Annotated in this window: 8 protein-coding genes; 7 read left to right on the plus strand and 1 reads right to left on the minus strand. The window is 36.3% G+C overall.

From position 1 onward, the window contains the following. Nucleotides 1-807: 807 nt before the first annotated feature. The 7 genes from V7K46_RS11235 to V7K46_RS11265 all read left to right on the plus strand — a co-directional run bounded on the left by V7K46_RS11235 (nucleotide 808) and on the right by V7K46_RS11265 (nucleotide 10,552). Nucleotides 808-2,250, plus strand: a complete 1,443-nt coding sequence (locus tag V7K46_RS11235; protein WP_335113043.1) for a sugar transferase — start codon at nucleotides 808-810, stop codon at nucleotides 2,248-2,250. Between the two features lie 498 nt (nucleotides 2,251-2,748). Beyond that, nucleotides 2,749-3,846, plus strand: a complete 1,098-nt coding sequence (locus V7K46_RS11240) for a glycosyltransferase family 4 protein (RefSeq protein ID WP_335113045.1) — start codon at nucleotides 2,749-2,751, stop codon at nucleotides 3,844-3,846. Nucleotides 3,847-3,991: 145 nt separating this feature from the next. Then, nucleotides 3,992-5,218 (plus strand): O-antigen ligase family protein, encoded by a 1,227-nt coding sequence (locus tag V7K46_RS11245; protein ID WP_335113047.1) that lies wholly within the window; start codon nucleotides 3,992-3,994, stop codon nucleotides 5,216-5,218. 172 nt (nucleotides 5,219-5,390) lie between these two features. After that, nucleotides 5,391-6,449 carry a glycosyltransferase family 4 protein gene (locus V7K46_RS11250; protein WP_335113049.1) on the plus strand — a complete coding sequence of 353 codons (1,059 nt, stop codon included), beginning with the start codon at nucleotides 5,391-5,393 and terminating at the stop codon, nucleotides 6,447-6,449. Between the two features lie 164 nt (nucleotides 6,450-6,613). Further along, entirely contained in the window at nucleotides 6,614-7,807 is a 1,194-nt protein-coding gene (locus V7K46_RS11255) for a glycosyltransferase family 4 protein (RefSeq protein ID WP_335113051.1), read from the plus strand. Nucleotides 7,808-8,020: 213 nt separating this feature from the next. After that, nucleotides 8,021-8,206: a hypothetical protein gene (locus tag V7K46_RS11260; RefSeq protein WP_335113053.1), complete on the plus strand. Its 186-nt coding sequence runs from the start codon at nucleotides 8,021-8,023 to the stop codon at nucleotides 8,204-8,206. A gap of 132 nt (nucleotides 8,207-8,338) precedes the next feature. After that, a complete protein-coding gene (locus V7K46_RS11265) occupies nucleotides 8,339-10,552 on the plus strand; it encodes a GumC family protein (protein WP_335113055.1) in 2,214 nt (737 codons plus the stop codon). Between the two features lie 708 nt (nucleotides 10,553-11,260). Here V7K46_RS11265 and V7K46_RS11270 read toward each other — a convergent pair. Continuing rightward, nucleotides 11,261-12,649: a choice-of-anchor Q domain-containing protein gene (locus V7K46_RS11270; RefSeq protein WP_335113057.1), complete on the minus strand. Its 1,389-nt coding sequence runs from the start codon at nucleotides 12,647-12,649 to the stop codon at nucleotides 11,261-11,263. Between the last annotated feature and the right edge of the window lie 611 nt (nucleotides 12,650-13,260).

Genomic DNA, 13,260 nt, shown 5'->3' on the forward strand with positions numbered 1-13,260 from the left:
CGTGCCCAATCCCTCAATTTTTGATAGTTCAAGATTATAACGGTTCAAAATGCAATGTTACAGACAAAAAAATTGGCTCTCTATCAGGAGGAAAAAATGTCTATAACCTAGATATGACAAGATTTACAAAGATGAAGCCTTCTTGATATTATTTCCAGTTATTAGAATTTATTTTCATTAATCTGTGACCAATTGTCTAGCGATGCCCATGAGACTGACCCAATAACCACAATATTCGCTTTGTAAAGTTTTGTAACAATAATCAAATTTTTGATGCATTTTGTTATAAGTTATGGTTGTAAGTTTTGCTAATCAGTAATTATGCGTAAATAAAGAGAGAACTTCTAAGCAAGGCTAAATTAGTCTAGCTAAACATGCTACAGTAATTTAGGAAGGAATATCATTATTATTGTTTCATAGAAGTGCAACTCTGCAATGGAACTGTAGTAATTCAGTTCAACTATTACGCACCTTAAAAATCCTAATATTTATACCTGACCTACTTGATTATTAAGGTTAGAAATTTTATTCAACTATTAAGTTAACTAACCAACAAATTTTTGGCATCAAAGCTCAAAATTTTCAGACTAAACTGGATTTTACCCTGCAATAAAAGCTAAATATCTGGGTAGTAACCGCACTCAAACCGACCCTGGAAAATGCTTTTGCTTAAGAACTTAAAGTTACTCCGAACAAAATGGTTAATAGTAGACTACAAAGCCCAAGTTTCTTTGAAAGAAAAATGTGAGATATCCTACTTGTCTTATATAAATTTCCATCAAATAACTATATTAAGTGTTCCTAACTATGAGTAATCAAAGCATTACAACAAATAAATTCAGTGAGGTGCCTTTGGATCTACGTGCATCTGCATTTGTCCAGGTACGCAAGGGTTCGTGGTGGTTGAGATTAACAACACTGTTTTTAGTAGACTATACTCTTTTATCCTTAGCTTGGGTTTTAGCTGGATATCAATCTTCTTATGGGCATTTTACTTGGTATATACCGAGTCATTATTTACCGATTTTTATAACTATTGGGATTCAAATAGGATCACTAGCTGTCCAAGGTATTTATCGAGAAGGTCAAAAACGTTATGACTATTTCAATATCATCAAATCACTAACTTTTGCTCATGGATTAATACTTCTTGTTTGTTCTTTGTATAAACCAGTTGTTGATATTACACGTCCAAGATTAATTTTATTATCTTGGGTGCTAAGTATATTATTTATTTGTACTGGTAGATATGCTGTAAATATTACTCTTGAGTATCTGCGTAAGCAGAAAAAAATAGTTCGTTCTTCTGTATTCATTATTTGTGATCCTCAAGATCATGAACAGATTGCTAGTTTTATAAAAAAAGAAAAACATTACATCGTATCTGGAACGGCGAATGCTAATTCATTAGACAGGTATCAACGTCAGCAAACCTTGAATCAACTTAATCAATTAGCTGTAACAGAAGTTTTTATATCTTGGGATGCCTTAAAAAACAGAATGTTTTTATGCTGGTTATTTCAAGCATCTGGCATCCAAGTGCATATTTTGCCAATGGAATTAAAACCGATTTATAAAAATGTAGAATTTAATAGAATAGGAGGAATGCCTTGTCTAAGCTTGGATTGTCCGATAATTACAGGTAAAGATTTTTGGATAAAGCGCAGTTGTGATTTTTGCTTCGCGGCTTTATTTGTAATGTTATCATTCCCTATTTATATAACTATAGCTATAGCTATCAAACTGGACTCTCCCGGCACAATATTTTACAGGCAAACCCGTATAGGTTTACATGGGCAACAGTTTAAAGTATGGAAATTCAGAACTATGAGGTCTGATGCAGAAAAATTACAGAAAGAATTAGAAGCATTAAATGAAGCGAAAGATGGAATTATCTTTAAAATAAAAGACGATCCTCGCATTACCCGTGTTGGAAAATTTCTTCGTCGTTACAGCTTAGACGAATTACCTCAACTTTTTAATGTTATCTTTGGAGAAATGAGTATAGTAGGACCTCGCCCTTTACCTACTAGAGATGTTGATAAGTTTTCTGAACATCATTTTATCCGACATGAAGTTTTACCTGGTATTACAGGTCTTTGGCAAGTCTCAGGTCGCTCGGATATTTTAGATTTTGAACAAGTGATTAATCTTGATCTTAGCTACATTGAAAATTGGTCGCTTGGGTTAGACTTTGAAATTCTACTCAAAACAGTTATGGTAGTTTTGAAAAAAGAAGGTGCTTATTAAGGAAAAAAAAGCCAGGTATGTATAGAACAGTTAGAAAAACTTCTAAGTATATATTTGAACAAGTCAAGTTATGACGTAATTGGAAAGCTTGGGAGATGTTGTATTAGTTTCTCAATAGAAGTTAATTGGTGCACCTTTAATGGTATTATTAATGACTATTCTTGGTTTTAGCCAGTTTATTTATTTCACCTATACTCGCCTATTTTCATTAAACTTATGGCGAATTATGATCAGACCCTTAATGATAAGCGTTTTAATGCTACTTGTATTCATCTTATTGCAAAAAATTAGCTTAGATATTATGTTCACTCTAATTATTGCAATTTGTGTCTATGGTTTATTTGTGAGTTATCTAGGTATTCGTGCGTTTGGTGGTTTTCGTTTTGTGTAGATAAAACTTTTAAGAGTTTAGTAAATTGTTTAATAAAAAATCCTGCTAGTAATGCATCCAAATTTGTTGATTAAATAAATGATTTAAATGAGAATATAATTTTAATTATGATTAAGGTTGCTCTATTACATTTTGGCTTTGAAGATTACACCATCGAATTAGCAAACAGTTTGGTTAAATATGTTGATTTAACGTTAATTCATCCAGAAAAAATCTCAGATGTCTGTAAGAAGGTTCTTGATTCCAATATCCGCGTCGTTAGCTTTAAAAAACCACGGATTCGCGATCCACGCAACCTATTATCTATGGGCACTATGATGCATATCATCAAAAATATACAGCCAGATGTTTTACATGTGCAAGAAACTAACGATCCTTGGTACGATTGGACTTTGTTACTCAACAAAATGCCACCATTGGTGACAACCATCCACGATATATTCCGTCACCCAGGGGATAACAGCACTGCATTTGGTTCCGAGTATACCAGACGTATTGGCTTTTACCGTTCCCAACAATTGATTGTCCATACTAATCAACTAAAAAAGATTCTAATTGAGCAATTTCGTATACCTCAAGAGCGAGTCAATGTTTTACCTCATGGGGAACTTGGTAGTTTGTATCAGCGTCGAAGTAGTCAAAATATTCAAGCCCGTGAGCCATGTACCTTGCTATTTTTTGGACGTATCTTGCCCTATAAGGGATTGAAATATTTGCTTGAAGCGATGCCCTTAATTGCTGAATGTATACCTGAAGTCAAGCTGATTATTGCTGGAAAAGGAGAAAACATAAGGCAATATTTCCCTAATGGTTATGATGAGAAACGCTACAAGATTATCAATGATTTTATCCCCCTTGAAGAAGTAGGTAATCTATTTAAACGCAGCACGGCAATAGTTCTGCCATATATCGAAGCGTCTCAAAGTGGTGTGGCAGCTTTGTCTTATGGAATGGGAACGCTGGTTGTAGCTTCTGAGGTGGGGGGATTGAGTGAGATAGTTCAGCATAAAAAAGATGGGTTATTAGTTCCACCCCGTGACGTTTCAGCTCTAGCTGATGCTATCATTTGTTTGCTAAAGAATCGCGACTTGCAACAAGGTATGCAAACAGCAGCACTAGCTCGCTCTCAGGAAGATTTAAATTGGTCAAATATTGCTGGTCAAACTGTGGAAGTTTATCAAAAAACCATAAAAATGAGACATTAATACAATTGTACTCATTATGGCATTTAACGAAAATAATAATTACAAATCTAATAAACAAAGTATTTCTTAAAATCAACTTAGACTACCAACCACGAATCCCTGACTTGCTTAATCTGTTTTCTGTATGTATACATAATCATAAAAAATGAGGAAATTTTTAATTTCTGCCGAACAAATACTTATAGTAACTTGCTTGATGATCTACTCAGGAAATCCGCTAATCCCTCTTCTGACGGATGGCTTTACCGTAAGAGACGCTGATAGAACTATATTTCGATTCTTTTTTACTTTTACATATATAGTTAGTTTTTCGTTAATTGCTTTACGCTGGAAGAAGGTTACTTACGTTTTTAGCAGAGATAAGTTTATTTGGGCATTGATTGGAGTTTGTGCACTTTCTAGTTTTTGGTCTTTAGATCCAGACACTACTGCACGTCGCGTTTTTGCTCTGGTAGCAACAACTATCTTTGGACTTTATTTAGCTTCACGCTACACCTTAAAAGAGCAACTGAACTTATGTGCATACATGTTTGGCATCTCAGCAGTAATGTGCTTCTTATTTGTTATATTTCTACCACAATATGGTCTTGGAAACGATGTTGATGGAGCTGGTTGGCGAGGAATATACCCAAGCAAGAATGTTCTTGGCGAGACATTTGTGTTGAGTGCAGCAATATTTTTCTTCCAAGCCATGACTAATCAAGAAAATCGCTGGGTTTCATGGCTTGGGTATGTTACTTCTGGAGTACTTATATTCTTCTCAAAATCAACAACATCTATAGTTAATTTTATAATCATTACAGCAGCTGTTATTATATATTATCGAATTTTACATTTAAAGTATAAAGTAATGATACCTATTTTGACATTCATATCAACCATTGCCATAGCTTTTTATACCTGGTTTATATCAGAAGCGGATACAATTTTAGGCTCAGTAGGTAAGGACACAACACTTACTGGACGTTCAGAAATATGGTCTGCTGTGTTGGAAATGATTGCGAAAAAACCGTTACTAGGATATGGCTATGGAGCATTCTGGATAGAGAATAATAGTGAGTCTACTATTGTTCAACAAACGATACAATGGAATGCTCCTAATGCTCACAATGGTTTTCTGGATCTCTGGTTAGAGTTGGGTCTATTAGGATTCTCGGTTTTTTTAATTGGGTTCGTTATTAATTTATTAAAAGCAATATATTTAATCCGGTGGAATCAAACATCTGAAAGTTTATGGCTCTTAGTTTATTTTACCGTTATTATTCTTTCAAATCTTGCTGAAACTACATTCTTAGAGCAAAATAGTCTGCAATGGATACTTTATGTATCAGCAATATTATCAAACAAACTTTCTAGACGCGCAAATCTGTAAAAATAAAATTAATAGACTTTCCCGGTTTTAGGAAAAGGCTTGGCAGCCTTTGAATCTAGGAAAATCAATCAAACGATAACTTGTGATTCTTTCGTTGATATATTAATCAAAGATAGACCAAATTATTAAAAAATTACAGCTTATGTGTCGAACTAATACTCTCAAGATTATCATGCTAGGTCCTAGTTTACTCCAGCAGGGTGGTATTTCCGGTTATGAGAAACTTTTTTTGGCGTATGCTCCTTCGGAAGTCCAAATATGTCATATTATTACTCATGAGGAAGGATCTATAGCACTCAAAGTCATGGTTTTTTTGAAAGCTATATGGAAATTTTTATCGATGTTAATAAAGGAAGAAGTTGATATTGTTCAAATTCAAATTTCACAGCGCGGCAGTGTTTTCCGACAAGCAATTATGATACTTTTAGCTTGGGGATTTCACAAGCCGATAATTTTACATGCTCATGGTAGTCAATTTCATCTTTTCTACGCTGGACTTGCAAAATGGATCCAGAAATTACTAAGTTGGGTATTTGGCAAGTGTCAACGCTTAATTGTATTATCTGAAAGCTGGAAAAGCTTCTACATAGAAAACCTTGGTCTGAAACATGAACAAGTTGTAGTTTTTTACAATCCAGTAAAAATTCCTGCTGAAGTTCCAAACCGTTCAGTTTCTAAAAAAGTGAACTTACTTTTTTTAGGACGAATCGGTCAACGGAAAGGAGCATTTGATTTGATCAAAGCTTTTTCTTTTTTGCCTACTGAATATAAAGCCAGATCAAGTATGATTATGGCAGGAGATGGAGATATAGAACAAGCACGTAATTTAGTTACGACTTTAAGTTTAGAAAATTATATACAATTGCCTGGCTGGATAGGGTCAGATGAACGTGATATTCTTTTAACTAAAGCAGATGTTTTTGTGTTGCCCTCTTACAACGAAGGTCTTCCATTAGCAATGCTGGAAGCAATGGCTTGGGAGTTACCAGTCATAGTTACACCAGTAGGAGGCATACCTGAAATAGTTACTCAATCTGAAAATGGATTAATTGTTAATTCAGGTAATGTTGAGCAGTTATCAGATGCTATGAAGTCTTTAATTGGAAATGAGGGTTTGAGGCTTTCTCTAGGTTCTAAAGCGAGAACAAGTGTTTTTGCTCTTGATATTAAAAATCACTGGGTTTCTTTTCTTGATTTATATCGTTCACTATTAAATTCAAATGATCAATAATGTGAGTGTAAACAGCTAGCAATTGCAAGACTGAAAGCTATGAGGATGCAGATATGCATGTTATTGAGTCCAGTTTCGCCAGGTATGACTAAAATTTCCCCAAAAAAGGCAGATTTTAGAATTGAAAAGTCAGTCTTTTACTAAACTCATTAAGAATTGAGATTATGGCATTACCTAAAAAAGTACTAATTATCGTTGAAAATCTGCCAGTTCCCTTTGATCGGCGGGTATGGATGGAAGCAACTACTTTGCAAAAAGCTGGGTATGAAGTTACTGTAATTTCACCCACAGGTAATGGTTTTGAAAAAGACTACGAGGTTATCGAGCAGATTCACGTCTACCGTCATCCTCTACCACCAGAAGAAAGTTCTGTCATTGGGTATCTTCGAGAGTATAGTTGGGCAATTAACTGGCAATTTCGTCTAGCTCAACGGGTATGGCAAGAGCGTGGTTTTGATGTCATTCATATTTGTAATCCGCCGGATTTACTTTTTTTAGTAGCAGGATGGTTTAAATTATTTTATGGCACATGGGTTATCTTCGATCATCATGACCTCAGTCCGGAGATGTATGAAGCTAAGTATCAACGGCGGGATATTTTTTATCATGGATTACGCTGGGCTGAACGCTTGACCTATGCCACAGCAGATATAGTAATTTCAACGAACGAATCGCACCGAGAGGTAGCTCTTACCCGAGGGCACAAGAAACCAGAGAAAATCTTTGTAGTTCGTAGTGCACCCGACCTTTCCCGTTTTTGCCGAATGTCCCCAAATCTCAATTACCGTAGAGGTAAGAACTACTTGATAGGGTACATGGGTGTCATGGGTGAACCAGAGGGAATTGATTATCTCCTAAGAATGGTATATTACATTGTCCGCAAAAAAAATCGCCAAGATATTCACTTTATGTTAATTGGTAGTGGACCAGCAGCTGAAAAACTTAAAGTCTTATCTAAAGAGCTAGAAGTGAGTGAGTTTGTAGAATTTACAGGGTTTAAGCAAGGGGAGGAACTTTTAGAGCGGCTTTCTAGTTGTGACGTGTGTGTAGAACCCTCTCCAACATCTGCTTATAACGAAAACTGTACCATGAATAAAATCCTCGAATACATGGCAATGGGAAAAGCAATTGTCCAGTTTGATTTGCGAGAGGGAAGACGTTCTGCACAGGAAGCATCTCTTTATGCCAAGCCTAATAATGAGGTGGAATTTGCCGATAAGATTCTAGAGCTTCTAGATTCTCCTGAACGTAGAGAAAAGATAGGAGCCGAGGGGCGACGCAGAATGGAGAAGATTCTTGAGTGGCAATATCAAGCTCCGAAACTGTTAGAGGCTTATGATAAAATTTGGCAAAGCTAATACTTACTTTAAATTCAAGAATCACTATTAAGTGAGGCTGAGTAATGGTAGATATTTATGGTCAAAAATCGTAAACTGACTAAACGGTGAGTTTTTTCCTGGGCTGAGTAACTTTGAACAGCATGGGTGATTTGACAAGGGGGAGAACCGTATAAATAATCTTCGAGGAAAAAAATCAATCCCTTGATAATCAAGAAATAAATTTTAAGAATAATGGCTAATGGCAAAAAAATTTTAAATGAATGTGGTGGCGCTAAAGGGTTGATTTATGGTGCGGTAGAGAGTTACGACACCTTTAACTCACCTCAAATCCAGAATTTCCCAAATTTTTTGCTGATTAGCATGGTATCAACACTATGGCATCATGGTGTCAGAATGGGAACTAAATTTTTAACATAGATAGTCTATACTATTGTCATATTGTCAAATTGCATCAGTCTTGTCAATTGCAGTGGTTTGTGCATTGTCTAAGTCAATTTTTAGTTTCTTGCTTAAGATCTGTACTTTGGAAGATTTATGTTGGAAAAATCTATGGAATCTAGAGAATCTATTGATTTAGACCTTAGTCGTTACTTATTGATATTGAAACGATGGTGGCTACCTGCTACTGCAATATTTGCAGCTACAGTTATGCTCAGTGCTATAGCTACACAATTTATGAAGCCATCCTATGAAGCTGAAGGAAAACTGTTATTTAGAATTCCTTCTTTTAAAGTAGTAGGATCTAATCTGTTGCCTAGTAACGGTGAAGGAGGAGATCCAGGAGATTTAAAATCCCTACTAGCAACTCAAAACCCTATAAACACTCAAATTGAAGTTATTTCCTCACCTATTTTATTGCAGCAAGTAATAGACAAACTACGACTTAAAGACCAAGAAGGTAAACCTCTGGAAGTAGAAAAACTACGAAAATCTGTGGTCATGAAAATTGTTGGCGGCACAGATGTATTGCGAATTAGCTATACCAGCCGTGACCCTGAACAATCAGCGGCAGTGGTCAACACAATCATGAAGCTTTATTTAGAAAATGATATTCTGACAAATCGCTCTGAGGCAGGAGCAACTCGTCAATTTATTGCCAAGCAGCTTCCTAAAACTCAAGAGGCTGTTAATAATGCAGAAGTAGCACTACGTATATTTAAACAGAAGCATCAGATAGCAGATCTATCAGAGGAGACAAAGTCAGCCGTTACGACTATTGGAAATCTAGACAATGAGATGGATACTGTTAAGGCTCAACTGGATGAGGTAAACGCCCAAACCAATGAGTTGCGCCAGAAAGTAGAGCTAAATTCTCAGCAAGCGATCGCTGTGAGTGCCCTCAGTCAGTCACCTGCAGTGCAGGGAATTCTTACACAACTTCAAGAAACCGACCAACAGCTAGCGGTTGAGCGTAGCCGTTTCCTAGATGACAACCCCGTAATTATTAACTTAGTCGCAAAAAAAGCTAGCTTAAAATCTCTCCTGCAACAGCAAATTGGTCAGACTGTTGGCAATCAAACACAAATTCCGCAGAACCTATTGCAGATTGGAGAACTCAGACAAAACCTGATCGGAAATTTTCTCCAGTCAGAAATACAGCGCTTTGGCTTAATTAAAAGACTTTCCTCTCTAAATAAATCCCGTTCTACCTACGAACAGCGAGTGAAAATCATACCCCAGTTAGCACAAAATCAGGGGGAGTTACAAAGGAAAGTTGATGTTGCAGAATCGACATATCAAACTCTATTGAAAAAGGTTCAGGAATTACAGTTAGTTGAGAATACAAATACAGCCAGCTCGCGGATTATTGCTCAGGCTTTAGTCCCCAATAAGCCAGTAGAAGGCAAAAAAGTTGTGGTTTTAGTGCTAGGAGTGATGTTCGGTTTATTTTTGGCCACTACAACTGTTCTCTTTCTAGGAATGAGAGATAGATCTCTGAAAACACTTAAGGAAGTCAGAGATGTATTTGGATATACTTTGCTGGGAATTATTCCTTTGTCTGTAAAAAAAATCCACTCCCGTTATTCAAATTCAGAATCAACAGTTCAAACAATTGCCGTCAGAGATACGCCCCACTCTTTAACGAGCGAAATGTACCGGATGATTCAAGCCAATCTGAAATTCCTGAGTTCAGATAAAGTGCTCAAAACTATCGTGGTAACTAGCGCAGTTCCTAAAGAAGGCAAGTCTACAGTTTCAGCTAATTTGGCAGCAGCGATCGCTCAACTAGGACGTAAAGTTTTACTAATTGATGCAGATATGCGAGTTCCTTCTCAGCATCATCTCTGGCAACTAACCAATGCAGTTGGTTTGAGCGAGGTTCTTGTAGGTCAGGCTGAATTTGACATTACTGTATCTAAGGTAATGGATAATCTTGATGTCTTAACTGCTGGAGTTAGACCTCCTAACCCACTTGCTTTGCTTGACTCAAAACGGATGGCATCATTAATTGAAAATTTCTCATCTCAAAACAACTATGATTTTGTAATTATTGATGCTCCTCCCCTCCTTTTGGCAGCCGATGCTTTGACTTTAAGCCAAATGACTGATGGGATTTTGTTAGTAGCTAGACCTGGGGTAATTGATTCTAATAGTGCTAACGCTGCTCAAGAGATATTAGAGAGATCCAATTACAACGTTTTAGGTTTAGTCGTAAATGGAATCATTGATAAAAATGATTCTAGTATTTATTTATATCATGAGCATGAATATTTTAAACCAAGGGAGTTGACAAAAGAACTTAAGGGACTTGCAAAAAAGTAAAATCTCCAAAGTTTAGGGGCTACTAAAAGACATATCAATAAACCATTGACTAGAATTTCGTAGTTCCTCTAACCCCAGATTGTTTATCTCGACTTTATCCAAATCAAATAACCTCGCCTTGTTATTTGACAAAAAGTAAGGATTCAGGTCATAGTAAAATGTCTACAATCGTTTCCTGATAACTCTTTCCGGGGATTAGTCACAATGTTTGTATTCTCAATAATAATTACCTAACGCCTATGTTTCCGTGGTTTATTGCGACTAAAGGGATGTTAATAAGCCAAAGTAAATTTTGAAACTAGTTCTATGACTTTTGGTTCTACCGCCCCCTCATTTATGCTACAGCATTAAAATCAAGGTTTTATATTAGGTTCGGAATGTGGGTTACAACAACGGGTTGTAGACAAAAACTTTGTAGAAATCAGGATTTTGCCATACAACCCTATGCCATACTACTATTTACCCAATACCTTTGCCAAAAAGAAAAGTAGGTTTAACTTTTGCCGAAACGACCCAAGATAAGTGTGTGCTTGAGTGTTAAGCAAAACATAGAGCCGCAGTGCATGCAGATAAAACAGTAAAAATTCCTTCCACAAAAACCATACAGGGTTTTATTGAATCAGTTTTTTACTTGATGGCAACAATAGGCACGCATCATCCAGTTTTGTTTTATGTCAATCTTCGTAAATTGGCAAAGGTCATTGTTAACTAATATCGCATTTCGTATGCCCCTCTATCGGAGGCTGAACCATACACACGAGGGTTGCCTAGAGCATCAGTTTTCAAATTATTCCACTTAAAACCTTTATTGATTGCCGAACTCGTCTTTTTCAGTCTAAAGTCACCAGTCGAGGCGTTAATAAACTGTGGATCTGCCATAATATCATTAGGTCCGACAGCAATTAGACGAGAACCATTGTTGTTGTAGAGGTTATAGTTAAAAGTACTGTTGGGACTTTTATTTATTGAGCTTATTGGTCTGTTACGCGCAGAATAAAGGATGTTATTGAAAACTTTGATATCACTTGAATAATTACTCATGATTTGCCCGTAATTAATTACCGGAGTCTGGTTATTCAGATAAGCTGTGTTGTGAACAATATCTACATGTTCGCTTTCATAAGTATGAATGCCCGAACCACCGTTTTTGTATGAGATATTGTTTGCAATTAAAGTACGTCCTTTATACCCAAACCTTCTGTGACTATCAACAATAATGCCATTACCGTCTTGAATCTTTTTGTTCTGATACCAGGGAATTAACATTTGATTGTTGTAGACCTTGTTTCTGGTCACAACCATTTTGTAATTTTGGCTGTTGTCATAATTCCGAGAGGTGATCACCGCAATGCCACTACAGGCGAAGACTGAGTACCAAGCATTATTGAATACCTCGTTATTATCCACTGTCACATAGTCCGATTCCATCACTGAAATACCTCCACCTCCACAATCATGTATCTTGTTATTCAAAATACGTATATGGTGGGTGAGACGATTGTTTTTTCCATCTATGGTAATGCAGTTTCCATTCGTCAGCGGGTTTGATTTGTTATTCTTCTGATTCTGAGCATAACCAAGGGTTATATTGCTATTGTTCCCTACAACCTCCAGCCCGTTTACCTCAATATATGACGCTCCATTAGAAATCGAAACTCCATGCCATCCATTGCTCTGAAGTTTCGGCCGATGTCCAGGATATGCTTTATACGTAATCCATGCATTTGCCTTTCCAGAGCGTTTAATATCTAGTACTGTTCCAGCTTTGCTTGTATTCTTGTATACTCCATTCATAATGAGTACTGTATCCCCAGGGTCAGTCAGGTTTGCTGCCCTTTCAAGTGTCTTAAACGCGGATGAGGTAGAGAGTCCGCTATTTCTGTCGTTTCCGTTACTACTAACATAGTATGTTGTCTTAGTTGAAACAGCACTGATCAGCTTGCGGCTTGGTAGTGGGATTTTCTGATCAGTGAATGACTGACGAACATCTTTAGCTAAAGACTCTGTTATTCTCTCTCCTGTAACCAGACCTGTTAATGCCCAGGGAAGTACAAGAGATGCGCTCAAACTGAGAAAACCGAAACCATGAATCATCATAGGGAAAAAATAGGGTATGTTGCAAAAACTGAATCGTCAACGGTCAGTAGCTCTAGCCTTAGTAAATAACTCAATATCGGATCTGGTCGTGTAACTGCCGTTTGTTAAGTTTATACATGGTTTATTAGGTTACCACCTGAGAATTTCCACGTAAATATGGCTGAAAAGCCTTTCTAGCTCTTTTTTGAAAAATTGGCACATATCGAGTAAAAGTACTGAAAAAAAATTCTCAGTATCCAGAGATACCCAATAAATGCACACGAAGCAACTGTACAAATGTCATCATTTCCAATTCGACATCATTGTACTGTGTATACGCGGTATCTATGGTTAAGATAGTATATCTGTCATCAATCAGTTAATTTACTTAAATAATTCTTATGATAATAATAATCAACAAATGACTGAAATAATTGTATGGACTAGAATTATCGTCTTTAACTTCTAAAATATTCTCATTATCATAAAAAATTAGAGTAACTAAAACAAAGTTTGAAATAGCCTATCAATGGCAGATTAATAATTTTCAGTGATGACTTTAGGTCTACAGGATTTATAAATGAGTAATAGTACTTAAAACTATCCTCAAATGTGGATAAAAAATACAATTT

It is taken from the genome of Nostoc sp. (genome assembly GCF_036917395.1).
In the GTDB taxonomy this organism is placed as follows: domain Bacteria; phylum Cyanobacteriota; class Cyanobacteriia; order Cyanobacteriales; family Nostocaceae; genus Nostoc.